Source organism: Virgibacillus sp. MSJ-26 (assembly GCF_018918075.1).
In the GTDB taxonomy this organism is placed as follows: domain Bacteria; phylum Bacillota; class Bacilli; order Bacillales; family Amphibacillaceae; genus MSJ-26.
This window is the reverse complement of sequence record NZ_JAHLPW010000025.1, coordinates 16,380-42,214: the sequence shown is the minus strand read 5'-3', so window position 1 is coordinate 42,214 and position 25,835 is coordinate 16,380. Positions and strand designations below refer to the sequence as shown.

Below are 25,835 nucleotides of genomic sequence, written 5' to 3'. Positions count from 1 at the left end.
TAATTGACACCCATCATTCACACCTCATCATTTTATTTTATTGTACGATAAAAAAACCCTAGATAATAGAGGGCGACTGACTGTTTTTTATCAGTGTCTATTATCTAGGGTCCAGTTTATTCTTGTTAACAGTTTTTTTAATCAAGAATAATCCCTAAAATAATTCATTTTCCAATGCTTCTTTATCAAATAGCAAAAAGCTCTCTTTCTCGCATACAATTTTATCCTTTTTCAACTGGGATAATGTTCTACTGACTGTTTCACGACTAGAACCAATCATGTTCGCTAATTCTTTATTTGTAAATTGCGTATTAATTTGAATGATATGGTCATCGATTACTTTGCCATGGCTCTTACCTAGGCGTAAAAGTAATAATATAATTTGCTCATATGTATTGCGTAAAATTTTTTCTTCCAGACGAGTTTGAAGATCCACGATAATATCGCCGAGAACTCGTAGTAATTTGATACTTATTTCAGGATAGGATGTGAGAATGGTTTCAAATGAACTAATAGGTATATAAATTAATACGGCATCTTCCGCCACTTCTGCATGAGCAGGGTAATCGTCTTGTCTAAAAAACCCCTGATGTGGAAACATATCCCCAGCTTGCAGCATATTAACAATTTGCTCTTTCCCATGAAAATCAGTTCGATATATTTTTACTTTCCCTTGTTGGATGAAATAGACGTTGGTTAGAGGATCACCTTGCATGAATATGTGAGTGCCCTGCCTGTACATTCTATGATTCGCAATTTCTAATATTGGCTTCATTTCTAGATTAGTTAAATCCTTAAAAATCGGAAATTGTTGTAACAAATTTTGAATAGTCGATTCATTCACAATAACAGCCTCCTTCACAACATAAAAAGAACCTTCAATTAATAATAGCATGAGAGTACATTGTTTATAAAACAAAAGAATAACATGTGATGAATATCACGTTGGATGATGCGTGACGTCACAGACATCATTCTAAAGGAAAGTTACAATAGAAATGTAAAATAAATATAAGTATAGGAGAGTGTGAAAAATGCCCCAGTTAAAATGTGTTGCAAAAATATATGCTCCCGACTTAGAACCTAAAATCCGACATCCAAAAATTATCGAAACCTTTGATAAGTTAAAACCTGGCGAAAGCTTTGAACTATCAAATGATCATGATCCAAAACCATTACATTATCAATTTATGATAGAACGCGAAGGTGCATTTAAATGGGAATACCTACAAACCGGACCAGACAAATGGCGAGTTATAATTGGTAAAATATAAAAAAGTTAAGCAAATCAACCTCTAAATTACAAGAGGTTGATTTGCTTTTGTATTCTATTCAGTTTTTTAAGCGGAATTCTAGGTGAAAATAATGATCAAAACACCGATAGCTAAACAATAAAGGGAAAAGTAAATAAGTTTCCCTTTCTTCATTATATTAATAAACCATTTTAGCGCCAAAAAAGAAGCTATTAGAGACGAAATGAAAGCAATGGTATAAGGGATGGCTAGTAAATTAAACTGAGAGTCTTTCACTATATCACCAATCGATAGTATTGTGATGCCCAAACTGACAGGAATATAGAGCAAGAATGAAAAACGTAAGGCCGACTCTTTCTTCATACCAAGTAACATTGCAGCAACAATTGTTGCCCCCGATCGACTGATCCCCGGTACAAGAGCGACAGATTGCGCAAGCCCTACAATAAGTGCATCTTTGATTGTTATTTGCTGATCATCTTTTGACCCTTTTAGATTACGAATGAGCCATAGAGCATATGCTGTGACTATAAGTGTGACACCTACAGTTTTTATAGAACCCAACGACTCACTAATGAAATCTTCAAACAAAAGACCAGTGATAGCGGTAGGAACTGTCGCTATCACGAGTAAAACGACATAAAATCCATCACTTTTCTCACTTGCGTTTTGATATATTAAGTAGCGTGTCCCATTTTTAAGTAAACGAAAAATATCTTTTCGATAAATAAGTAATATTGCCAAAAGGGACGCAGCATTGACAAGAATTTCAAAAGATAATCCGTTGCTTTCAATTGCAAATAAATGACGTAACATAACCATATGGCCGCTTGACGATACAGGTAGCGGTTCGGTTAATCCTTGTACTGTTCCTAAAATAAAATACTTTAACAATAGCCATAGTTTTGCGGATATTAGCATAGGCAGCCTCCTAAATAAAATCATAAATAAAACATCAAACTAGCGTCACGAGTTATAGGCTTTTGAATAGTCTAGATGTGAGGAGGTAATAAGAATATGAGACATGATAATAAACATATGTATGATTTATGTAAGCAGCATATGCACTCATATGTCCTAGCTGAGACACATGATGGTTCAAAATTAGATGGAATTGTGACTGGGTTGGACGATGAATATGTGTATATGGCAGTGCCGATAGAACCACATGAAATACAGGGGAACATGGAGTCTGATCAGCGTCATTTTGATCGGCAATATGGTTATGGACCTCCCGGTTACGGTTATCCAGGCTATGGAGGTTATGGCGGATATGGAGGGGGTTACGGGCCAGGGAATAGGTTTAAAAGATTAATATTGCCGTTAGCAGCTTTAACGGCAATCAGTATATTACCTTGGTATTAAGGTATTAATGTTCTTTTTTTATAAAGTGGTTAAAGAACACAAGAAAAAACCCTTGCCATCATAGACTAATGGCAAGGGTTCTTCATTGGATATTTTAGTGTTCGTTCCGTTCTTTTAAGACGACATCCCCCATGAGGATGACAAATATCGCAAAAATTGCAGCTAATACAAAGGTTGAAGTTAAATTGAACGGTTCATTAGCCATACTTGTAAGAACGTAAGAAACAACCGCTCCAATAAGAATGGACCAAATTGCTACCATTATGTATCGCACCACTAACACCTCATTCACAATGTTGATTAAAATTACTTAAATAAACACAATGTATGTTTACAGTTTATCAAAATAAGCCCTAAAATAAAAGCGTTTTATAAGAAAGAATAAAATGGAGGTAAAATTATGTATATTAGAGTTGAAAATTGTTTTCATTGGATAGGTTTTCATCTTATTAACCGTTTGCTTGAAGAAGGCTATACTGTGATCGGCAAAGACAATGTTGATACACCTAAAAAAGAATTTTTGTCCATGTTTGTAGCTCGAAATGACTCTTTTTCACTTAACCCAATCAATAAGAAAGAAAAAAAACATTTAATTATTGAAGTATGTAATACTGATACTAACCATGAGTCCATTTTAAAGATTATAAAGCCGGAATCGATTCATGAAAATATAGAGCATATTGTCTATGCTCCTTATTTAATAGGTGAGTGGATGCCTGCTGAAAAAATCAAAATGAATGAAAAGCAGAAAGAGAAACTACTTCAAGGAGCCGCTAGCATAGAGGATTTTGTATCTGCTATATACCAATGGGTCAATATTAATACCTATCTGCCATCCACAATCCGTGTGCTTTCCAGGCGAGAAAAAAATATATCTAATGCGCTACTTGAAAACTTTGTTTATCTTCGTGACAATAGGTCTATACAAAATGATTTTAATAAAGTGCTGGAGCACTATCAGAAGTTCCAAACTTTTTATTGAATCAGACTGTGGACTTGAATGGAGTGCATACATTGAAGAAAATTTATTTTTTGATCAGCCTACTCATTGTAATTGTAATGATGACCGGATGCATTCAGTTTCTTGATAATAATAAAATAAACAAAGTGGGAATGCTCGTAGAAGGCTCCCTTGACGATAGTACATGGAATAAAAAAGGTTTACAAAGTTTACAACATCTTAAAGATGAATTTGAAACAGATACGATATATGAAGAAAATATAAATGAGAAACAAAAAATAATTCATGCAGTGGATGATTTTGTAGAAGAGGGTGTTAATCTCATTTATGGTCATGGCAGTTATTTTGGTAAAACATTTGTAGAAATCGCAAGTCAGTATCCTGACGTTCATTTTATTTACTTTAACGGCAACCATTATGCTGAAAACGTGACAAGTGTTCAGTTTAACTCCCATGCCTTGGGTTTCTTTGCAGGTATGGTCGCCGGAAAAATGACAAAAACAAACCATATCGCAGCTATATCTGCGTATGAATGGCAACCTGAGATTGAGGGCTTTTTTGAAGGAGCTAAATATGAAAATCAATTAGCAGATATACATATTGATTATATTAATGACTGGGATGATAAAAATGTAGCTATGCAACGTTATGAAAAAATGTCTGAAAAACAAATAGACGTTATTTATCCTGCAGGTAACTTTTTTAGTGAAGACATTATTAATAGTGCGAGTGAAAATAATATCAATGCGATAGGTTTCTTGGAAAGACCAGATAGGGTTGACTCTACCAAAGTCTTGACAAGTACTGTCCGCGATGTTGAAAGAACATACGAACAAATTGCTAAAAAGTTTAATCGCGGCGACCTAGAAGAAGGAATTTTAACATTTGGTTTTGAAGATGACATTGTTTCTTTAGGAGAATTTAGTCCAACCGTGCCAGAAGAGTACCAAAATATGCTGAATGACGAGATTGAGAAGTATAAAAAAACAGGACTTCTTCCATATCAAAGATAGAAATATGATCGCAAGCTAAGTAGTGTCCTAAGGTACAACTTCAATAAAATATAATACTCCTTTATTCTTTTGAAAAAATGAACTTGCATCGAAGTGAATTATGCATTAAAATTAGTACCAAGTCATAAGATTTGATGATAAACATTACTGTAAGGGGATGTCTATATGGATGTTGGTTTACTGGGTACGGGTCATTATGCACCCGAAAATGTACTAACAAACGCTGATTTGGAAAAAATGGTAGATACGAGTGACGAATGGATTACGTCACGGACAGGTATAGAAGAACGTAGGATTGCAACCGATGATATAGATACGTCAGATATGGCATATTATGCCGCTAAGGATGCTTTAGAAGAAGCTAATGTGTCAGCTGAAGATATTGATTTAATACTAGTTTCGACAGTTACACCTGATACGCCTTTTCCATCAGTTTCATGTATGCTCCAAGAACGCTTGGGGGCAACAAAAGCAGCTGCTATGGATGTGAGTGCTGCTTGTGCTGGATTTATGTATGGTGTGGTGACAGGACAGCAATTCATCCAGACAGGGGTATATAAACATGTGCTCGTGATTGGTGTTGAGAAGTTATCAAAAATCACGGACTGGTCAGACCGAAATACATGTGTACTCTTTGGTGACGGTGCAGGTGCGGCTGTTATGGGAGAAGTTTCTGAAGGAAAAGGGATTTTATCATTCGAACTTGGAGCAAACGGTTCAGGTGGTGAGCATTTATATCAAAATGATAAAAATCATCTTATAATGAATGGACGCGAGGTCTTTAAATTTGCTGTTAGACAAATGCCAGATTCTGCGGTGAAAGTGATTGAGGAGTCAGGTTATAAAAAAGAGGATATTGACTACCTTATCCCACACCAGGCCAATATCCGTATCATGGAGGCCGCCCGACAACGTCTAGGCATTTCTGAGGATAAAATGGCGACTTCAATTAAAAAATATGGTAATAACTCTTCTGCATCTATACCAATGGCTTTATCTGAGGCTGTTAAGAATGGTAAGATTGAAGATGGCGACTTAATTGTCATGGTCGGTTTTGGAGCAGGTCTTACTTGGGGTGCGATTGCACTACGTTGGGGCAGATAAAATAGGACATAGAGATCAAGGATTATAGGAGGATGTTCAATGGAAAGAAGAGTGGTCGTAACAGGGCTTGGTGCTGTTACTCCTGTCGGTAATAATGTCGATTCCATGTGGGATAATTTATTAAAAGGAGTATCAGGTATTGATTATGTCACCAAGGTAAACAAAGATGACTTCCCTGCAAAAATAGCAGCAGAAGTGAAAGGCTTTGATTATACACCTTATATATCTAAAAAAGATGCCCGTAAAATGGATTTATTTACCCAATATGCTGTGGCTGCTTCTAAAATGGCTGTAGAAGACGCTAACTTAGTGATTGATGAAAAAATAGCTGATCGAGTTGGTGTATGGATTGGTTCAGGAATCGGTGGAATGGGAACGTATGAGGAACAACATGAGCGGTTTTTGAATAAAGGTTATCGCCGCGTAAGTCCTTTTTTCGTACCAATGATGATTCCCGATATGGCTGCTGGACAAGTATCCATTCAACTTGGAGCAAAAGGAATCAATTCATGTACAGTGACGGCGTGTGCTTCAGGAGCGAATTCCATTGGGGACGCGTATAAAGCAGTGAAGCGGGGAGATGTTGATTATATAATTACCGGTGGAACAGAAGCCCCGATAACCAATATGGCTTTCGCTGGATTCTCATCCATGAAGGCATTGTCATTTAACGAAGATCCAGCGAAAGCAAGTCGCCCATTCGATAAAAATCGTGACGGATTTGTGATGGGAGAAGGAGCTGGAATTTTAGTTCTTGAAACATTAGACAGTGCATTAGAGCGTGGTGCGACAATTTATGCTGAGATTGTCGGGTATGGCTCAACAGGTGATGCTTACCATATCACTGCTCCAGCTGAAGATGGCGAAGGTGCTAAGCGGGCTATGAAGCAGGCGCTTGAAGATGCAAAGTTAAAGCCAGAGGATATTAATTATATTAATGCCCATGGCACAAGTACAGACTTGAACGATCCTTATGAATCATCAGCCATTAAGGATGTGTTTGGAGAATATGCCAAAAGGCTGCCAGTCTCATCAACAAAATCCATGACTGGTCATTTGTTAGGTGCAGCAGGTGGGGTAGAGGCTGTTATTTCGGTAAAAGTTATTAACGATAATATCATCCCACCAACGATAAACTATGAAACACCAGATCCGAATTGTGATCTAGACTATGTACCGAATGAATCACGTAAACAACAAGTTAATGCGGTTCTAAGTAACTCATTAGGCTTTGGAGGCCATAATGCATCTTTAATATTTAAAGAATATAAGTAAAATATAAAGAGCTGAACTTTTAGTGATTTACATGCTTTTAAAAAACAAAGTAAATCATTTAAGAGTCAGCTTTTTTGTTTTGGATAAATTCGTATCGTGAGAGGTGGTTTCATGATATATATTTTTATTTTAGGCGGAATTGTATCGTGACAGATATCTCTCGTGTTCTAAGCTATTAAATTTGAAAAAACAGATAGAGCATCCATCGATAAGCCGAAAAATACAATACACCACCGTCATTAATTTCACCAACATCGCATAAACTAAGATAGAGGATGTGGACAAGTATGGGTGGGATTATAAAATGGGGTATGTTTTTTTATTTTTAATAGGTTTTGGACTAGCTGTTTCAGGTGGAGCCATTCTTATTGCATATATGAACTTTTTACTCGCTGGAGTGACATGGATTGAGTATTTTATTTTTATACAAGGTCGTGTGGAAGCTTATTTTTTTCCAGTAGGATTATTAATTATAAGTATTGTCATTTACCATTTTCCAAACAAATCATAGGAATGAGCCCGAATAATTTTATACCCTTTTGGTCATAATGAATGTTAAATGAATCAAAAAAGCGAGGGTTGATAAATGTTATACATGCATGATGTCTGGGTAAATTGGTTTGAAGGTGAAGAAAATGCTTATAATATTTGCTATTTCCATGAGTGGAGGAAAGAAGATAAGATTGAACTTTTGGATCAGGTACCTTTGGTGTACATAACGGAAGAATTATATAACCATATTGAAAATGATATGCAAGATTTACCAAAAAGTTTACTTGATATGATATATAAAAGAGCCTATGTTAGGAAAGGGCAAGAGCGCACCGGGTTAGAATACGCATGTATTGTGACTGACGGCAACGACATTGTTGTATTTGACACGATTGGTTACTCAATTCCCATTCGAAAAAGTAGGTTAATTCCCCGTCAAGAACAAATGGTATATGACATGATAAAAAACACTAAACCTAAGAATATCCCATTTGATAAAGCAGTTTATCAAAAAGAGTATCATATATTATCATTGGCTCCAGAATATATTCATGGATTAACACGCCGTGAACGTCAAATGAAACAATTGCTTATGATGGGTCTCGATCAGTTAAGAACCTCGAATAATTTAGAAGAATTACGTTATTGGTTAACAGAGTGGGATCCAAAGGGATATGAATTTATTCGTTTTTTGGATGAAGAAGAAGTTTGGCAAGAACTATTCAATGGGGTTAAAAAAGGATGGACTGATGCGCATGAAGACTTATGTGCCAAGTTAATTAAAGGTCAGCCATTTCTGGAGAGAATGTGGGAAATTGAAAATGAGCAAGGCACACCAATGTTTAAGCAAAAATCAAGAAATCAGTGAGGAATGCTCCTCACTGATTTTTTTAGTAATTAAGGAAACTATAATATTAAAATTACTGTGGATAATTTATACTGAAATTGCCATGTCTCAGCGCCCAGCCCTCAGAGTCTTATGAATTAAAATGATTAATCACATAGATGAACGTCCTATATTTTATTTACATATTATAGGTAGGAATAATTAATAATGAAGGAGTGTCATTAATATGTATCATAACTATGGATATTATCCAAGTTACTCGTATCCCAACACAGTGATGCCTTATCCCCAGGTGCAGGATATGGATGTACGACAGGAGAGCCCAAAACCAAAAATGCACGCGATTGCTCAACCAGATTATGTTAATCAAAGTCCAGCAGCTTACACAGACATTCATCCCGTGAAAAAGATACCTCAGTCAAATCGTTATGTAACCAATGTTAATCCTGTTTTCCTTGATCATTTAAGTCGACACCAAGGACTGGATATTACAGTTCAAACATCGGCCAAGGAAGTTAAAGGCAAACTAGCTGGTGTGGCAATAGATCATATTCAACTTAATATAGGGAAGGATCGTGCGTTGCATATTCGATTAGATGAAATTGTTTATTTTGAAGGATTACCGTTAGAGTAAATACTGATAAATCACAGGGCTAATTCATAAGACACTTGAAAAACTATGAATTAGCCCTATTGAACAAGAATGCAATGTCACTTTCTCACTCTGCCAAGTCCCATTGCTTTATTTGCCTTTTTCAGCATTTTATTTGCTTTAAATGATGCCTTGTCTGCACCATCATCTAAAATATCATCTAACTTAGGTGAGTTGATTAGCTCATTATATCTTTCTTGCAAAGGTTGTAAGAGATTGACAACTGCATCAGCAACATCTTGCTTAAAATCGCCATACCCTTTACCTTCATATTTTTTCTCTAAGTCTTCAATGGATTCTCCAGTACAGCTAGAATAAATGGTAAGTAAGTTTGAAATACCTGGTTTATTCTCTTTATCATATTTCACAATACCTTCAGAGTCAGTCACTGCGCTTTTAATTTTCTTTTCAATTTTCTTAGGAGTATCAAGCATTGACACAAAACCTTTTTCGTTTTCATCTGATTTACTCATTTTCTTAGTCGGCTCTTGCAGGGACATGATACGCGCGCCAACTTTTGGAATCCGCACTTCAGGCATGGTGAAAATATCGTTGTAACGATTATTAAACCGTTCCGCTAAATTCCGCGTTAATTCTAAATGTTGTTTTTGATCATCGCCAACAGGTACAATATCTGTTCCATACAGCAAGATATCAGCTGCCATTAAAGCAGGATAGGTAAAAAGAGCAGAAGATACAGCGGATTTACCTTCAGCTTTATCCTTAAATTGAGTCATTCGTTCGAGCTCGCCTATATAGCTGATAGATTGCATCATCCATCCTAATTGAGCGTGCGCTGACACTTCAGATTGGATAAACAACGTTGCTTTCTTTGGATCAATTCCTGACGCTAAATATAAAGCAGCAAGAGAGCGAATATTATCTCTTAATTTTAATCGATCCTGTGGGACAGTAATCGCGTGTTCATCGACGATACAAAAATAACAATCATGATCATTTTGTAATTCTGTGAACTGTTGTAGCGCTCCTAAATAATTACCAAGAGTTAACGTACCACTTGGCTGAATACCTGAAAAAATAACTTTCATCTCACTCACTCCAATTTTATGATGATTGGATGGGATGAAGAGCCATAAAAAAATTCATCCATCCCATCGATAAACGAAGGGACGAATGAACCGCGGTGCCACCCTAATTATCCTGCCATATTAGCAAGATCACTTGATCACGAACAAAGCTCCAAAGTCCAATTCCAATTTACCTTGATACTTGTTTTCACCAGCCACAAGTTCTCTAATCATCAGCGGGTAATTGTACTACGCCTTTTTCATTGCTTATATTATTAAGTTGATATTATTATAAACGATTTATACTTATAAAATCAAGAGACGTTCATTATTGATTATAATTTTATTATATTGATGTTCAAACGTCGGGATAAATCGGGGTAAAAGATCATTAAAGAAAATCATTCAATTTAAAAATCCATAATTAACAATTCCTCTGATTTCGTACGTAAGCCATGACTCACTTCCTTTATTTATATATCTAACGTTAATTATACATTATAAGAACATTCAAATAATCAATCGAAAACTAAATATTAAGGTATTCTAAATGAACAATGATATAATCAAATATACGGAAATTAATTTAGGGGGCAGTGAAATGAAAATAGTAGGGGTCGCTGGTGAACTGACTGGCTGGAAAGCGACTGTCGTCTTACATAATGTATTAGAAGCAGCAAAAGACTTTGATTCAAATATAGAAACAGAACTGATTGAAATGAAAGAATACAATATTGAATTTGCTCGCGGGGAACCGCTATCTTATTATAGCGATGATACTTGGAATGTTGTTAATACAATTTTATCAGCAGATATCCTTGTGTTTGGAACACCAATATATCAGGCATCTATCTCGGGTGCTCTGAAAAATTTGTTAGATCATTTTCCAGTGGATGCATTTAAAAGAAAAGTAACGGGAATCATCACAACAGGAGCTGTTGAGAAGCACTTTCTTGTAGCTGATTATCAATTAAAACCCATCCTATCTTACCTTAAAGGTTTGGTCCCATCTACAAATGTGTTTGTTCATAGCGATTGTTTTAGTGATGTGAACGAAATTATTGATGACAATGTGAAGATAAGAATTCGAGCACTCTCTGAAGAAATGGTTCGATTGCAAAAATACGTTGTATCTAAATAATACTTAAAAAGCGGGCATTCTACCCGCTTTTTAAGTATACTTACTTATTTCTGATCATCATTATGGAAGTAATCAGGATCATTTTCATCTCCCATTTCCATTCCGTAATTTGCTTTATTTGTCTGGATCGGCTGATAATCGTCTTCGTTTGTGGCATCTGACAAAGGATCAAATAATATTGCTATACTAACTAAAGCGCTAATCCCGACAAGTGTGTAAATCACTCGGGAAAAAGCAGCATTTTGGCCTCCGAACATTGCAGCTACTAAGTCAAATTGGAATAAACCAATTAACCCCCAATTGACTCCTCCAATAATAAGCAACGTTAAGGCAATGCGTTTCAAGGTATCCATATTAAGCTCACCTCCTAGAAATTAATTACTTTTATCTTTCGCTTTCAAGGCGATCTTATGCGTTTAATCATTCTTTAAAATTAGGTTCAATAATAGGTAAATGACATATAATCCTAAATATGAGGCAGTGACTAAGAAAAAAGGATTCAAAAAAATAGCATGAATATTTGTCATGAACACTGTACTATCCCTAATGATTTTGTAAATCGAAATGGAAGCAATGTTCCCAAATATTAATAATGACAGAAGGGCAACTAAGTTAAAGATGAATGACAGGGTAGTCCACTTTTTGGCCATTAAAAACATCAACAAAGGAAGTACCACACTTGAAAAAATCAATAAACCCTTCATGGAAAACCACTCCTATTGAAAAAATTGGTTTAACTCGTTAATATGATTTCTGTCGTCAGATAAATTATCTTGAACGAGTTGAAGGCTTGTTGAATCTAATTCGCCTCTGACGATTTTTTCTACTTTGTTTATACCTTCCCATGTACTCTCCTTTTAAATACTCATTTAGTTCTTTAACGATATGTTCTTCATTCATCAATTTAATCTCCTTTATTTCGTTATTTGCAATACCATTTCTTATTTTAAGTTGGTAAATGGATACTATACACTGAAAATTACAGAAGCCGACTATTTAAGTAAATATAATTAAAAATGTCGTAATTTGTCGTAAAAATCGCTAGACTGTGTTCTAATAAGAACGCCTCCAATTAACGAATTATCTTTTCACTCTAATTATGTTTACTCAATTGAAAAATTCATGTTATTATATAAGGAAATTAGGGAATCATTACTAAACAAGCATACTTATGTCAAAGAATGTCGTATTAGGATAAATCCCAGTATTAAACAAAGAATAGGAGACTGAAGAATGCAAAATAAAAAAACAAAGCTTTATCTGCTAATAGGTATTCTCCTAGTAGGTATTTCCATTCCTCTGCTGATTGCAACTACTAGTAGTGGAGAGCATGAATTACAAGCCTCATTACATAAAGAAAGAAAAACATCGCTTGGTTCAATAGATGTCAATCAAAACATAGCACGATTTAAGTTCAATTCTGGTTATAATTTCGAATATCCTGATACGGTCAGAGGGATCTATGTCACTGGGAATTCCGCTGGTGGTGAACGCTTTAATTCCTTAGTTGATTTAATTGATAGTACTGATTTAAACACGATGGTGATTGATGTAAAAGAAGACAATGGGAATATTACTTTTACACCTGAAGAGGGTTCCCCATTTGATGATATAGCGACTGATTTTATAGACGATCCAGAAAAAATGATGAAAGTTTTAGAAGAAAAACAAATTTATCCTATAGCAAGAGTAGTTGTATTCAAGGATTCCGTGTTAGCTGAAAACAAGCCTGAACTATCATTCAAAGAAAATGGTAAAGTTTGGAAAAACGGTAAAGGGGAAGCATTTGTTAATCCATTTGAAAAAGAAGTATGGGACTATAACGTCGGTGTTGCAAAAATGGCAGCTGAAATGGGGTTCCAAGAAATTCAATTTGACTATGTACGTTTTCCAGAAGGCTTTGAGAAGCGTGACGATGACTTAGAATATACATTAGGTGATTATAAGGATTCCGATTTGGATAACGTCAAACGTCGAGTTGAGGCTGTTACTGATTTTGTTGCCTACGCTAGAGAAGAACTTTCAAACTATGATGTGGATGTTTCTGTTGATATATTTGGTTATGCAGCCACTATTCCAGAAACACCTGGAATTGGTCAAAACTTCTCTAAAATAGCAGATAATGTGGATATTATTTCATCGATGATTTATCCAAGTCACTGGACTTCTTATTTTGGTATTGATATGCCAGATAAGGAACCTTATAAACTTGTTAATGAATACTCAAAAGTAGAAAATAAAGTGCTCGGTGAACTTGATAATCCACCTGTTTCGAGACCTTGGCTTCAGGACTTTGAAGCACCTTGGCTCTATAGTGGAGCTCCAACTAAATATGGTGTCGCGGAGGTTGAAGCGCAAATTAAAGCACTTAAAGAAAATGGTATTAATGAGTACTTACTCTGGAATGCCGGTAATTCTTATACAAAAGGTGTTAATTATAAAGTAGAATAAACGAGGGTAAAGAGCAGTATTTTTAAGAATACTGCTCTTTTTTTATTTAGAAGTATACACAGAAGGTCTGAGGGCTATTGAAAGCAAAATAACGTCGTTGCGATGATAACTCAGTTCGTTATAATAAAGCATAGTAGAAAAAAAGGAGTAGATTAACTCAATGAATTGGTATGAAAAGTTAAATGAGTATTTTCCAGTGGAAGAAATGAAATCCAAAAGACATATGGATATACTCTTAGATGAAAAAGGCGATGTTTATTATAAAGATGAAGGACCTTATCATGTCATGATGTATGCAGAATTTAAGAACTTTATTTTCATAGACTATCTATGGGTTTCTGCCAAGTCACGTGGTCAAGGCCTAGGTCATCAGCTTATCGAAAAGCTTAAAAACAGAAATAAACCGATTATTTTAGAAGTTGAACCGATTAATTATGACGATACAGACACAGCTAAGCGCCTACGTTTTTATAAACGGGAAGAGTTCGCTCACGCTCAGTCGATTGATTATAATCGTAAATCACTAGCTACGAATGAAGAAACAACTCTTGAAATCTTATACTGGACACCTAGCGAAGAAACAGAGGATTTCATTTATGATCAAATGAAGAAAATGTATGAATCCATTCATACTTATAAGGATAAGGAGTTATATGGCAAATCGTATCAGCCCGTAAATGAAGTCTTGACTTATAATGAAGAACACACGGCAGAGAATCTGTTGGAATCCGTTAAGTGAGCTAAAAAATTATAAAGAATAAATGAATATTAGCTAAGGACAAAATAAATATCCGAACAGTGAATGAAAGCTTTTTACAGCTAATTTTCATTCACTGTTCGTTTTTGTCTGTTAGTCGATTTGTACTAAAAAAATTTCACTTTATCAACTTGGTATCTTGCATTCTCATTTACTGTTGTTTATGAGGACTATATTTCTAATTTTAAAACAGAAGATTTTTCGCTAAATTTTCTTTCAAGGTTTATTTACAGATAAATAGGGAATCTTACTACTACACACAATACATGTAAACCTTTATTAAAAACTTAAAATACTTACATCCACCCCTACCTTTTGCTTGACAATTGTAGTATACTATACTTAATAGGTTAATTAAATTTATTATTATTTAATAAATGTTTACAAAATAACTAGACATAGAAATGAGGAGTGAAGTAATATGGTAACACTTTATACCTCACCAAGCTGTACTTCTTGCAGAAAGGCAAAAGCGTGGTTAGAAGAAAACGACATTGCCTTTAAAGAGCGTAATATTTTTTCTGAACCGCTTACCTTGGAAGAGATAAAGGAAATTCTACGGATGACAGAAGATGGAACAGATGAAATCATTTCTACAAGATCGAAAGTTTATCAGCAATTGGATGTAAATATAGAACAATTGCCGTTAAAAGATTTATTTACTTTGATACAAAAGAACCCTGGATTATTAAGACGCCCGATTATCTTGGATGATAAACGTCTACAGGTCGGATATAATGAGGATGAGATTCGCCGTTTCCTACCGAGAGCAGTTAGAACCTTCCAATTACGTGAAGCACAGCGTATGGTTAACTAAATCCAATAGAAAACAAAAATTGGCTAAAAAGCGTAGATCTAATAAATTGATCGACGCTTTTCTTGTTTTTAGAAACAAAAGTGGGTGACAAAAGTCTTAAAGTATTGTAAAATGGTTATTTACATCATGCTTATTAACTTAAAATAAAGCTATGCTTTATAGGCATTTAAATTTCCAAATATGCTTAACTTTCATATACTAATATTAGTAACCGATGAGGCACAGACTTTTAAGCATATATAAATATATATAAGGGTATTGAATAATAAAGGCAAACTTTAATGTATAGATAGTCACAGGTGAAGGACCCCTTCCACCTACTAATCTTAATGAAGGGAGAGAGGCACAATTGGAAATAGAGAGAATCAATGAGAACACGATAAAGTTTTATATCTCGTACGGTGATATTGAAGATCGAGGTTTTGAGCGGGAAGAAATTTGGTACAATCGGGAACGTAGTGAGCAGTTATTCTGGCAAATGATGGATGAAGTAAATTATAAAGAAGACTTTAATGTAGAAGGACCGTTATGGATACAAGTCCAGGCAATGGAAAAAGGCCTTGAAATCATGGTAACAAAAGCTCAAATTTCCAAAAGTGGCGAGAAATTAGAGCTACCAACAGATGAGGGATCAATAGATGTATCCATTGATGACAAAATGGAAAGTATTTTAGAAGAAAAATTTGGTTCAAATGATAAAAATAAGACAGATGAAGAAAATAGTCGTGAAGATAATTTATGGATCATCGTAAGCTTCGATGATTTTGAATATGTCATTCAATTAAGTCACTACATTGACGATAGTCAAACTTCAGTTAGAAGCTCTTTATATCATCACAAAGATAAATATTATTTATATGTAGAATTTTTCGAGGATATGGATGATGACTACGTTCAAGAGAATATTATTAGTCAGGTTCTTGAATTCGCCGATGACTCTGATGTGACACTTCATGTACTGGAGGAATATGGAAAAGTCGTCTTTGCAAATGACACATTCGCACAAGTCCGAACTTACTTTCCTGTTTAACACTGATACCTATACAGAGGAAACTCTGAAAGGTATCTTTTTTTTGGTGTGCCAGGCATGGCATCTATCTAGGGGGTGAAAGTCCACTGTGGAGGTACACATCGACTAACCACTAGGGAGACGCAAGGTACTTATTGTGAGGTAAGGGCTGAAGGAAGCGTGTACCAAAATCTTGGCTCGACGAACAGAAATCTAATACTAAGGCTCGATAGGTGGATAAGGCTCCCAAACAAGTCAAAGTCCAAAAGATGTGCGTAACCCTAGCCGAGTAGATTAGGCGAGTAAAAGAGGAAAGATAGTTGTCTTACCCTGGGAGATCTCACGGACGGCTGAGGAGTCCCCTATTAAGAAAGTCGGTCGAAAAAGGTTCACCGTGAGAAGTCAGCCGAAGTCGTAGTAGTGACAGTAGTTATGAAGGACTGAACAATTTATAGTGTTTCTACGCCATGATTGCACGAAAGATATATTTCAGAATGTGTTAATGAGGAAAGTATGAGCGTATCTCAAAGGATACTCAAAATCGAAATGTCTTTTCGTCACATGAAAGGAAAGGAAGAAACGAGTGTGGAACTTTTAGAAGAAATCTTAAGTAACCAAAATATGAATGAAGCCTACAAACGTGTATACCGCAATAAAGGTGCCAGTGGAATCGACGGGGTGAGTGTAGAAGAATTGAAAGTACACCTTAGAGAGCATAAAGATGAACTTCGTGCTCAAATTCGGAAAAGAAAATATCAACCAGCACCTGCATTACGAGTAGAGATTCCAAAAGAAAATGGAAAAAAGCGTAAGTTAGGTATTCCCACAGTTGTCGATAGAGTGGTTCAACAAGCTATCAATCAGAAATTAAGTCCCATATTCGAACAACAATTCAGCGAACATAGTTATGGTTTTAGACCAGGACGAAGCTGTGAAATGGCAGTAACGAAAGCACTGGAATATATTAATGACGGACATGGATGGTTGGTAGATATTGATTTAGAGCGTTTCTTTGACACCGTTCATCATGACAAATTGATGAGAATCATCTCTCAGACGATTAAAGATGGAGATGTCATATCTCTTATAAGAAAATATCTTGTCAGCGGTGTGATGGTCAATGGTAAATATGAAGATACACCACTCGGAACTCCTCAAGGAGGTAATCTGAGCCCGCTCTTAAGTAACATTATGTTGAATCAGTTGGACAAGGAATTAGAGTTAAGAGGATTGCGTTTCGTCAGATACGCAGATGATAGCCTTATTTTCGTCAGAAGTGAGAAGGCAGCGAATAGAGTACTAACTTCCATCACAAAGTTTATCGAGAAGAAGCTTGGACTGAAAGTAAATGTGGAAAAGAGTAGAATTTCTCGCCCCACTAAAACAAAGTTTTTAGGGTTTGGTTTTTACTTTGATTCAAATCAGAAGAAATTCCAGCTAAGACCACATCCGAAGTCCATTCAGAAATTCCAAAGAAAGCTGCGCCAATTAACGAAACGGAACTGGAGTATTTCTCTAGACGTAAGAATCATTAAATTGAGACAGGTCATTTTTGGTTGGGTCACTTACTTCAAGATAGCCAATATGAAGAAAGCACTTGAAGCAATTGACGCGAAATTACGCTCCAGATTGCGTGTGATTATTTGGAAACAATGGAAGAAAAGTAAGAGAAGAATTAAATCTCTTGTACAGCTTGGTATACCTTTAGAGGAAGCCAAGGGTCTGACCTTCTGCCGAAAAGGTTATCGTTTTATTGGGCTATCAAAAGTAGTTCAAAGAGCGTTATCCAATAAGCGTCTAAAGCAAAGGGGAATCCCATTTGCCTTAGATTACTATTTAAAAGTACACACTGGGATATAAATTGAACCGCCGTATACGGAACCGTACGTACGGTGGTGTGAGAGGGGCGAAAAGTTTATTTAACTTTTCCCTCTACTCGATTAGAACGAGTTGAAGGCGGTTTTAATTTAAACAAAGAAAGTTAAATATATTCTAATGTATTAAGCAGGAGAAATAAAGTTTGTGTCGTAATATATCTATAAGGTGGTGATCATGTGTTATGTTGCAAGCAAAAACTGAAAATGGAAAGTTATTAACCCTGGCTATGCTTTCTCAAGATAAAATTAAGCACATACGATATCGAACGAATTTTTACTGTCCCACGTGTGAGGAAAAAGTGATTGTACGAGCAGGTCCGCATATGATTCCTCATTTTGCCCATTATAGCAAATCGAAATGTTCCTCTATTAAAGGTGGGGAAGGTCCTTATCATGAGAAGGGAAAGCTGTTACTGTATAAGTGGTTGAAGGACCAAAACATCAATGTAACCCTCGAGAAGTTTCTTCCTGAGATTAATCAACGTCCAGATTTATATCTTACCGTTAATGGGAAAAGGATTGTGATTGAATTTCAGTGCTCACGAATTTCCATTAAAGATATCCAAAAAAGAAATCGAAGTTACCAATCGTTTGACATCAATCCTATTTGGATATTGGGAGCTACTCAATTTAAAAGATTAAGTTATAACTACTTGAGAGTCGATGCTTTCACACTCCAATTTATCCATCAGTTTAACCCTCAGTCTGCCAACTTTCTATATTATTTTTGTCCTAACGCCAAGCAATTTCTTATTTTGAGTGATCTGTATTTAACAAGTCAAAAAAGAGCTGCTCACAAGCTGCGAATAAGCAAGCTTGATAAGATGAGTTTTTATGATTTATTTTTAGGACAGCGATTTAGAAGAAAAGAATTAATGTCATTGTGGAAAAGAGAGAAAACCTTTTTTCGTTTAAGAGTTCGTTCGGTATCCCGTGGAAAAGAGTTGACTTGGGTTCAGTGGCTTTACTTAAAACGGTCATATATTGAGTGGCTGCCTTCAGAGATTTATCTCCCGGTTTCGACTCAATACCTTATGAAGTCCTCTTTATGGGATTGGCAAAGCCGTCTTTGTTTAGATATTATTGAATCGCTTCACATAGGTCAATCTTTTACTTTACAGCAATGCATTTATCTACTGCAAAATCATCGTCACGCTATTCGAGAGTATCCCCTTATTCAATCCACAGTTTGTCCTATCCAGGAATATTTAAATTGGCTAGTACATCTTCGGATTATAAAAGAAACCACATTACATCACTATAAAAAGCTTAAAAGTCTAACACACTACAAACATATAGAAGAAGCAATTGAGGGAGATAAATTATTGTTTGATAAAATATCTTCAAAAAAATCAAACAAAATATAAGCATATCTTACCAATTATCCGTTATACTAGTAAGAGCGGCTCTTTTGGATAAAATGAATTTTTATACAAAGTATTAAAGGGAGGAATTTTTAGTGGCAAAATCTACAAAAGAACTACAAACTAGAAACGAAGTACCAGAGGAACGAACTTGGAAATTAGAAGATATCTTTGCAACAGATGACTTATGGGAAGAAGAACTAGAAAGCCTTAGGAAAGACATTCCTGAGATTTTGTCTTTCAAAGGAAAAGTAGCTGAATCAGCAGATACACTTTACGATGTTTTAAAGCTACAAGATAATTTGTCAGAACGTTTAGGTAAACTTTATACATATGCGCATATGCGCTATGACGAAGATACGACGAATTCATTTTATCAGGCACTTAATGCAAAAGCTGAAAATGTATTGACGTTAGCTTCAAGTTCCATGAGTTTTCTCGTGCCGGAAATTTTAACGATTGATAAAGATACTCTTGAAAAATATTTCAATGAAAAAAAAGAGCTTGAACCTTACCGCCATACACTTAACGAAATCACTAGGCAACGTGCTCATGTGTTAAGTCAAAAAGAAGAAGAATTATTGGCTGAAGCGTCTGAACCGATTTCAAGTGCTTCTGAGACATTCAGTATGTTAAATAATGCTGATTTGACCTTCCCAACGATTAAAAATGAAAAAGGCGAAGAAGTTGATTTGACGCATGGTAGATATATTGGCTTTTTGGAATCTAAAGATAGAAATGTTAGGGAAGAAGCTTTTAAAGCGATGTATAACACTTATGGAGATTTTCAGCATACATTTGCATCGACATTAATAGGAAACGTGAAGAAAAATAATTTTTATGCGAAAGTTAGAAACTACGATTCGGCAAGACGAGCAGCGCTGGACGGTAATAAAATTCCAGAACAAGTTTATGACAATTTAGTCGAAGCTGTTAACGAAAAGTTGCCTCTATTACATCGTTACGCTGCTTTAAGAAAGAAAGTATTAGAGCTCGATGAGTTGCATATGTACGATATGTATACGCCACTTGTTCAAGATGTAGATATGAAAATTTCATACGAACAAGCTCAAGAATACGTCTTGGACAGTCTTAAACCTATGGGATCTGAATACATCGACATCGTTAAAGAAGGGTTCAAGAATCGCTGGATTGATGTGGAAGAAAACAAAGGTAAACGAAGCGGTGCCTATTCATCAGGGGCATACGGCACTAATCCGTATATTTTATTGAATTGGCAAGATAACGTGAATGACTTATTTACATTAATTCATGAACTAGGCCATTCTGTGCACAGTTATCATACACGTAAATCACAGCCCTTCCGTTATGGAAATTATTCAATATTTGTAGCAGAAGTGGCTTCAACCTGTAATGAGGCACTGTTAAACGATTATATGTTAAATCACTTAACAGATGAAAAGCAAAAGTTATATTTATTAAATCATTTTTTAGAAGGTTTCCGTGGAACCCTTTTCCGCCAGACAATGTTTGCTGAATTTGAACATGATATCCATCAGCGCCTGCAAAATGGGGAAGCACTGACTTCTAAACGACTAAATGAAATTTATTATGATCTTAATAAAAAGTATTTCGGTGATGACGTTGTTTCAGATGAGGAAATCGGTCTTGAGTGGGCGAGAATACCGCACTTTTATATGAATTATTATGTTTATCAATATGCAACAGGGTATTCAGCAGCAACAGCATTAGCCAATAAGATTTTAAGTGGAGAAGAGGGGGCAGTCGATCGATATATTGGCTTCTTGAAAGCGGGAAGCAGTGATTATCCTATCGAGGTACTTAAAAAAGCTGGTGTTGACATGACCTCTAAACAGCCAATCCTTGATGCACTTGATGTCTTTGAAGAAAAGCTAACTGAAATGGAAAATATACTTTTGAAATAAACGTAAAAAGAGGCAGTCGAACGTATCGACTACCTCTTTTTTTAGGTAACTATACCCGTCTTGAAACTGTGGATAACTTTATACTGATACTGGCCATGTCCAGCTTCAGCACCTAGCCTGCCTGAGCCTAATCGGGCGCCCCGCGCTTTTGTACGTAACCTTATCTATAATTTAAGAAGCTTTAATTGGCTCGTCTTTATTTTTTTTACCCATAAAGGAATTCCAAGCTTCAATAATTAAGAAAACACAAAGAACTAGTAGAACAAAGGCTGATCCTGCAAGGAAATAATTCGGTTCAGCACCTGTAAATATGTTCTCGTAGATAAGGACTGCTAACGCAGAGAGTGTAACGATAAACATAAAAATCATCGGAATAATTGTAAACCACGCCTTAACGCCTTTACGCATCAACCAGACACTGACAGCAAGCAAAGCTAGCGCTCCGAGCATTTGATTGGCAGAGCCGAAGAGTGGCCACACTTTATTCCAAGTTCCTGACATGGCAAGAGCTCCCGCTCCAATAACGATAATAATTGTGGAGACATGTTGCCCGGTAAAGAACTTTGATTTTCCTTCTGCAAATTCTTGAACAGCATACTTTCCTAGACGTGTTGCAGAATCTAAAGTTGTCATCAAAAAGGCTGATGCTACAAGAGCGACAAACGTTGTTCCTACAACTTCGGAAAGACCGAAATGACTCATTAAAAACCCAATTCCAGCTGAAAATGTCGGAATCGGCCCTCCTAATTCTGCCAAACGTGCGGAAAAATCTGCCTGCGATAAGTAGGCAACAGAACCGATAGCAATAACAGCTAAAAAGCCCTCAATTAACATGCCGCCATAAGTAATGAATTTCCCATTCTTTTCATTATCTAATTGTTTTGCCGTTGTGCCTGATGAAACTAAGGAATGGAAACCAGAAACAGCTCCACAAGCGATCGTAATAAATAGAATTGGGAACAAGTAGCCCAATGTTTCACTATGGAATCCTGTATATCCAGCCATTTTAATGACAGGATTGGCAAATAAAACTCCTAAAGTTGCACCAATCATCATCCCATATAATAGAAAAGAATTTAAATAATCTCTTGGTTGTAAAAGTACCCAGACAGGTAAAACAGATGCAATATAAGAATATAAAAGAAGAATCACAACCCATGTAAATCCGCTTAACTCAAGTGGAAACACGTTCCCAAGCCAGACACATACAAACATAGCAACAACACCAAATACACTTGCTAGAATAAAATTCATACGGATTTGATTGACCAAAATACCAAATAAGATGGCTACCACAATAAAAAGCATTGAAGAGGTGGCAGCTTGTGGAACACTAATAAAAGTATCTCTTACTAAAATAACAAAAACACCTACGATTAAAATAAGTGTTGCAATAGAAAAAGATAGAAATAAAGTTTGTCCACGTTCACCGATATACTCTTTAATGATAGTACCGATTGATTGGGCTTTATGTCTTATCGAAGCTTGTAGAGAGGTATAATCGTGTACACCGCCTACAAATATACTCCCTAGTACAATCCATATCACTGCTGGAATCCACCCGAAAACAGCTGCTGAGACTGGACCGACAATCGGGCCGCCTCCGGCAATGGTTGCAAAATGATGACCTAGAAGGATGGGTGTCCTGGCAGCAACGTAATCTACACCATCAGACATTTCGATTGCGGGCGTTTTTCGATTGGGATCTACATCTAATTTTTTCTCTAAAAATTTACCATACGTGTAATAGGCAACGATGAAAATGATTCCTGTAATTAAAAGCAATGTCACTAAGTTCATATTACGCCATCTCCTCCAAAAGTAATTTTTCAATGCTTAGAACAAACGGCTTTCCCTTCGGATGAACAATGATGTCTTTTTCGTTTGGTTGAACGATTGCTAAGTATAATTCAGCCCATCCGTGTAATCCAAACTTTAAAAATTTAAGTTTCCGATAGCGCTCCACCTCCTTAGCAACTGAATAGTTAATCGGAGCATCTGTCACAATTAAACCAATCACGACTGTTGACATATGCTCTTGGTGTTTAATGGTATATTCATGCAGATTACTCTCGATACTTTTATGGAAGTTGTCGAGAGCATCAAGAGTTACTTTATTTGAAGAAGTGGTTGTAAAAACCAATTGCTGGTTTTCCACACCATATATTTTCATCTTCTTCGTAAACATGTACCTCTCATCTCTTCGCCTGTATTGTGCGATAAATGAAAGTGGAATGTCATCTAGCCATTCGTCACGGTATATATCAAAAAATACAGTGTATTTATTTGCTAACTCATTGACAAAATGATTTAAATAGTCATGTTGCAGCATAAATAATAACCTCCCTATAAATATTGAACTATTCAAAATTTTATTAAAGTAATCATACACTAATTCACTAGAAATGTGAACATGTTATAGTTAATTTATTGCAAATAATCAATAAATTAACTGTGTATGCTATAATTTCATCTTTAACAGTATGATAAATACCCAAAATTAGATTTTTAGATAGTAAAAAGTCTTAGCAAGAATTCACTAATGAAGCGAATACCTTGCTAAGACTACAGTTATTTTAGTACATGTTTAATGGACAGAACCTCTGTAAAGAGATGCCCTTTATCTCATACCACGGTACATGCGTTTATGTGTAAAAGTGTAAATAGTGAAATAGACCGATAAAAATAATAAGGGAAGCGTGAAGTAAAGGGGGATGAGTCGCATGAGCCCAAAAATATTCAGAACAAAAGCAACAATAGACAAGAGTAAAAATAGAAATGGCATTAACTCTCTCATTTTTTACCTCCTATATAATAATATATTCACATAGTTTACATCGATTTAGTTTTTGCAGGAAGCTTATTTAGTGCATGATATGTATCTGTATAAAAATTATATGTTGCAAAAAGGTGAATTAGAAGTGACGTTTTTGTGAAAACATACACATATATATTGTAAAAAATAAATGGACCTGATAATATAATAACTGTGAGATGAATCACAAACAAAACCCCTTTGTTTGAACATGAAACTTTCTCCCATCCCCCTTTGTTTTATACAAAGAAAAAAGAGATTATACGCTGCCCCGTATAATCTCTTTTTATTTAAAATGTTTTTATTTTTGATCGTTTAGCTCAATCGTGTCGATCGGGCGCTTCGGCTCTTGTTATGTCTCCCCAATGAACTTCCAGAAAGAGCCGTATTTAACACTAATCTCTCTGGCGATTTGTTTTAATTGTAACTTTTTCATTTCTTTTTTTGCTTTTGAAAGTGGCCAATCATAGACCACAGCCACTTCTTTACATGCGACCACCTTATGAAATGCTAAAAAGTCTTCTAAAGGCGGTTTGTTTGCTGGTTCTACTTCTTGTCTTAATAAATCATATAGTACTTGGATATATATATCATATGGATAAAGTCCGGATATTTTAATGCCATCCTCATTGGTCAGTTGATTGAAAAAAACAATCGTGGGAACATAATCAACGTCCATTTCTTCAAGTAGTTTTAAATCGCATTGTAATGCTTTCTTGGCGGTTGATGAAAATAAATCATTCTTAAATTCATCCAAATCGAGGTTAATCTCTTCCGCACATTCGATTAATACACTTTCCTCAGATATATCTTTCTTTTTCAAAAATAAATATTCCTGAATCTTACGTAAGAATCTTCTACCTGCACGCTTCCCCTGTAGTTCAGCTGCTTTAATCGCTAAAGAGATGACCCAAGAAGATTGAATTGGGTTTTCTAACCACAAGTCACCATCACAACTCATGCCTGTGCGTTTGGCAGTTTTTTCCCATATTTCATGAAGCTTTTTTGGTCTATCGAAAGCCCCTTTATCTAAAGGGTATAAGTTGCTGCTAATTATCGGGCGTAGTGTGAAAAAGCGCCCAAATTCAACTTCTAACTTTTTTAAATATGGTTCTAGTGCCCAACATTCAGGACATAAGGGATCTATAAATACATATATTTCTACGGGTTTTTTTATGAGATTAAAGTAGCTATATTTTGACGATGTGTTAGTTCGAGTCGAATCCCTTCCAGGGAGCTCATCATGATTCCAACTCACATCGATTCTCCTTTCTATTATTCAGGTGTATTCATCATATGGTGAGCGGTCAATGTTAGTTTTTCAAATATAGCTGTACGAAAAGGTTCCTCAATATTGGCTTCAGCTAAAGCTTGATGCATACATTCAAGCCAGGCATCTTTTCTTGTTGGTGTAATTTCAAAAGGTAAGTGGCGCCTGCGCATCATAGGAGAGCCAAATTCTTCGTTATAAAGACTAGGGCCGCCAAAAAACTGTGTGAGAAATTTACGTTGCTTTCGCGCTGTTTCTGTTAAATCCTCAGGGAAAATTGGAATTAAGTCTGGATGCTTTCCAACACGTTTGTAAAAGTGGGTGACAAGTGTATCGACTGCATCATATCCACCGATTGCTTCATAAATTGTTCCAGGTCGGTTCATGGTATTTCTCCTTAATTATAGTGGCTATATTGTAGCAATGAGGCCGTAAAT

The 25,835-nt window shown here is 35.8% G+C and carries 28 protein-coding genes and 1 other annotated feature; of the genes, 17 read left to right on the top strand and 11 right to left on the bottom strand.

All coding sequences use genetic code 11. The features are described 5' to 3' along the window. Positions 1–154 precede the first annotated feature (154 nt). Positions 155–844, bottom strand: coding sequence for a Crp/Fnr family transcriptional regulator (locus KQI49_RS17085; RefSeq protein WP_216490801.1), 690 nt, complete (start codon positions 842–844; stop codon positions 155–157). A gap of 190 nt (positions 845–1,034) precedes the next feature. On the opposite strand from KQI49_RS17085, the gene KQI49_RS17080 reads away from it, so the two are divergent. Then, positions 1,035–1,274 (top strand): DUF2249 domain-containing protein, encoded by a 240-nt coding sequence (locus KQI49_RS17080; protein WP_216490800.1) that lies wholly within the window; start codon positions 1,035–1,037, stop codon positions 1,272–1,274. A 78-nt stretch (positions 1,275–1,352) separates the two neighbouring features. Here the strand turns inward: KQI49_RS17080 and KQI49_RS17075 are convergent, their stop codons facing one another. Further along, a complete protein-coding gene (locus KQI49_RS17075) occupies positions 1,353–2,174 on the bottom strand; it encodes an undecaprenyl-diphosphate phosphatase (RefSeq protein ID WP_216490799.1) in 822 nt (273 codons plus the stop codon). A gap of 96 nt (positions 2,175–2,270) precedes the next feature. Here KQI49_RS17075 and KQI49_RS17070 point away from each other — a divergent pair, with 96 nt between their 5' ends. Further along, positions 2,271–2,618 carry a hypothetical protein gene (locus KQI49_RS17070; RefSeq protein ID WP_216490798.1) on the top strand — a complete coding sequence of 116 codons (348 nt, stop codon included), beginning with the start codon at positions 2,271–2,273 and terminating at the stop codon, positions 2,616–2,618. A gap of 94 nt (positions 2,619–2,712) precedes the next feature. On the opposite strand, the gene KQI49_RS17065 is transcribed toward KQI49_RS17070, so the two are convergent. Beyond that, entirely contained in the window at positions 2,713–2,880 is a 168-nt protein-coding gene (locus tag KQI49_RS17065; protein WP_253286908.1) for a DUF2929 family protein, read from the bottom strand. A 138-nt stretch (positions 2,881–3,018) separates the two neighbouring features. On the opposite strand from KQI49_RS17065, the gene KQI49_RS17060 reads away from it, so the two are divergent. The 7 genes from KQI49_RS17060 (at position 3,019) to KQI49_RS17030 (ending at position 8,944) form a co-directional block, all read left to right on the top strand. After that, complete coding sequence (locus KQI49_RS17060; RefSeq protein ID WP_216490796.1) at positions 3,019–3,600, top strand: hypothetical protein; 582 nt, start codon at positions 3,019–3,021, stop codon at positions 3,598–3,600. A 32-nt stretch (positions 3,601–3,632) separates the two neighbouring features. Beyond that, a complete protein-coding gene (locus KQI49_RS17055) occupies positions 3,633–4,592 on the top strand; it encodes a BMP family ABC transporter substrate-binding protein (protein WP_216490795.1) in 960 nt (319 codons plus the stop codon). A 165-nt stretch (positions 4,593–4,757) separates the two neighbouring features. Then, positions 4,758–5,696 (top strand): beta-ketoacyl-ACP synthase III, encoded by a 939-nt coding sequence (locus KQI49_RS17050; RefSeq protein WP_216490794.1) that lies wholly within the window; start codon positions 4,758–4,760, stop codon positions 5,694–5,696. A gap of 39 nt (positions 5,697–5,735) precedes the next feature. Further along, on the top strand, positions 5,736–6,971 hold the full coding sequence (gene fabF, locus KQI49_RS17045) for a beta-ketoacyl-ACP synthase II (protein WP_216490793.1): 1,236 nt from the start codon (positions 5,736–5,738) through the stop codon (positions 6,969–6,971). 304 nt (positions 6,972–7,275) lie between these two features. Continuing rightward, positions 7,276–7,482 (top strand): YuzI family membrane protein, encoded by a 207-nt coding sequence (locus KQI49_RS17040; RefSeq protein WP_216490792.1) that lies wholly within the window; start codon positions 7,276–7,278, stop codon positions 7,480–7,482. Positions 7,483–7,557: 75 nt separating this feature from the next. Then, the gene (locus KQI49_RS17035) at positions 7,558–8,331 is read left to right on the top strand and encodes a YjbA family protein (RefSeq protein ID WP_216490791.1); all 774 of its coding nucleotides are present in this window, start codon (positions 7,558–7,560) and stop codon (positions 8,329–8,331) included. Between the two features lie 205 nt (positions 8,332–8,536). Beyond that, positions 8,537–8,944, top strand: a complete 408-nt coding sequence (locus tag KQI49_RS17030; RefSeq protein ID WP_253286907.1) for a DUF2642 domain-containing protein — start codon at positions 8,537–8,539, stop codon at positions 8,942–8,944. Positions 8,945–9,021: 77 nt separating this feature from the next. Here the strand turns inward: KQI49_RS17030 and trpS are convergent, their stop codons facing one another. Continuing rightward, positions 9,022–10,011 (bottom strand): tryptophan--tRNA ligase, encoded by a 990-nt coding sequence (trpS, locus tag KQI49_RS17025; protein ID WP_216490790.1) that lies wholly within the window; start codon positions 10,009–10,011, stop codon positions 9,022–9,024. Positions 10,012–10,085: 74 nt separating this feature from the next. Beyond that, positions 10,086–10,263 (bottom strand) — a binding site (T-box leader). Positions 10,264–10,591: 328 nt separating this feature from the next. On the opposite strand from trpS, the gene KQI49_RS17020 reads away from it, so the two are divergent. Beyond that, positions 10,592–11,131: an NADPH-dependent FMN reductase gene (locus KQI49_RS17020; protein ID WP_216490789.1), complete on the top strand. Its 540-nt coding sequence runs from the start codon at positions 10,592–10,594 to the stop codon at positions 11,129–11,131. A 44-nt stretch (positions 11,132–11,175) separates the two neighbouring features. On the opposite strand, the gene KQI49_RS17015 is transcribed toward KQI49_RS17020, so the two are convergent. Together KQI49_RS17015 and KQI49_RS18795 are read right to left on the bottom strand one after the other, a co-directional pair. Then, positions 11,176–11,484 (bottom strand): DUF378 domain-containing protein, encoded by a 309-nt coding sequence (locus KQI49_RS17015; RefSeq protein ID WP_216490788.1) that lies wholly within the window; start codon positions 11,482–11,484, stop codon positions 11,176–11,178. A 415-nt stretch (positions 11,485–11,899) separates the two neighbouring features. After that, complete coding sequence (locus KQI49_RS18795; protein ID WP_256439024.1) at positions 11,900–12,031, bottom strand: hypothetical protein; 132 nt, start codon at positions 12,029–12,031, stop codon at positions 11,900–11,902. A gap of 333 nt (positions 12,032–12,364) precedes the next feature. On the opposite strand from KQI49_RS18795, the gene KQI49_RS17010 reads away from it, so the two are divergent. The 7 genes from KQI49_RS17010 to pepF all read left to right on the top strand — a co-directional run bounded on the left by KQI49_RS17010 (position 12,365) and on the right by pepF (position 21,313). Next, positions 12,365–13,582 (top strand): putative glycoside hydrolase, encoded by a 1,218-nt coding sequence (locus tag KQI49_RS17010; protein ID WP_216490787.1) that lies wholly within the window; start codon positions 12,365–12,367, stop codon positions 13,580–13,582. 160 nt (positions 13,583–13,742) lie between these two features. Next, positions 13,743–14,321 carry a GNAT family N-acetyltransferase gene (locus KQI49_RS17005; protein WP_216490786.1) on the top strand — a complete coding sequence of 193 codons (579 nt, stop codon included), beginning with the start codon at positions 13,743–13,745 and terminating at the stop codon, positions 14,319–14,321. A 439-nt stretch (positions 14,322–14,760) separates the two neighbouring features. Then, positions 14,761–15,156 carry a transcriptional regulator SpxA gene (spxA, locus tag KQI49_RS17000; protein WP_216490785.1) on the top strand — a complete coding sequence of 132 codons (396 nt, stop codon included), beginning with the start codon at positions 14,761–14,763 and terminating at the stop codon, positions 15,154–15,156. A 349-nt stretch (positions 15,157–15,505) separates the two neighbouring features. Beyond that, positions 15,506–16,186, top strand: coding sequence for an adaptor protein MecA (mecA, locus tag KQI49_RS16995; RefSeq protein ID WP_216490784.1), 681 nt, complete (start codon positions 15,506–15,508; stop codon positions 16,184–16,186). A gap of 564 nt (positions 16,187–16,750) precedes the next feature. Further along, positions 16,751–18,025: a group II intron reverse transcriptase/maturase gene (ltrA, locus tag KQI49_RS16990; protein ID WP_216490805.1), complete on the top strand. Its 1,275-nt coding sequence runs from the start codon at positions 16,751–16,753 to the stop codon at positions 18,023–18,025. A gap of 199 nt (positions 18,026–18,224) precedes the next feature. Beyond that, positions 18,225–19,409: a competence protein CoiA gene (locus KQI49_RS16985; protein WP_216490783.1), complete on the top strand. Its 1,185-nt coding sequence runs from the start codon at positions 18,225–18,227 to the stop codon at positions 19,407–19,409. Positions 19,410–19,501: 92 nt separating this feature from the next. Next, entirely contained in the window at positions 19,502–21,313 is a 1,812-nt protein-coding gene (gene pepF / locus KQI49_RS16980; protein ID WP_216490782.1) for an oligoendopeptidase F, read from the top strand. A 171-nt stretch (positions 21,314–21,484) separates the two neighbouring features. Here the strand turns inward: pepF and KQI49_RS16975 are convergent, their stop codons facing one another. From KQI49_RS16975 to KQI49_RS16955, 5 genes are all read right to left on the bottom strand, one after another. Beyond that, a complete protein-coding gene (locus KQI49_RS16975; protein WP_216490781.1) occupies positions 21,485–23,113 on the bottom strand; it encodes a carbon starvation CstA family protein in 1,629 nt (542 codons plus the stop codon). Position 23,114: 1 nt separating this feature from the next. Continuing rightward, the gene (locus KQI49_RS16970) at positions 23,115–23,645 is read right to left on the bottom strand and encodes a DUF8052 family protein (RefSeq protein WP_216490780.1); all 531 of its coding nucleotides are present in this window, start codon (positions 23,643–23,645) and stop codon (positions 23,115–23,117) included. Between the two features lie 288 nt (positions 23,646–23,933). After that, on the bottom strand, positions 23,934–24,110 hold the full coding sequence (locus KQI49_RS16965; RefSeq protein WP_216490779.1) for a hypothetical protein: 177 nt from the start codon (positions 24,108–24,110) through the stop codon (positions 23,934–23,936). A 370-nt stretch (positions 24,111–24,480) separates the two neighbouring features. Then, a complete protein-coding gene (locus KQI49_RS16960) occupies positions 24,481–25,386 on the bottom strand; it encodes a ClpXP adapter SpxH family protein (protein WP_216490778.1) in 906 nt (301 codons plus the stop codon). Between the two features lie 17 nt (positions 25,387–25,403). Then, positions 25,404–25,784: a globin domain-containing protein gene (locus tag KQI49_RS16955; RefSeq protein WP_216490777.1), complete on the bottom strand. Its 381-nt coding sequence runs from the start codon at positions 25,782–25,784 to the stop codon at positions 25,404–25,406. Between the last annotated feature and the right edge of the window lie 51 nt (positions 25,785–25,835).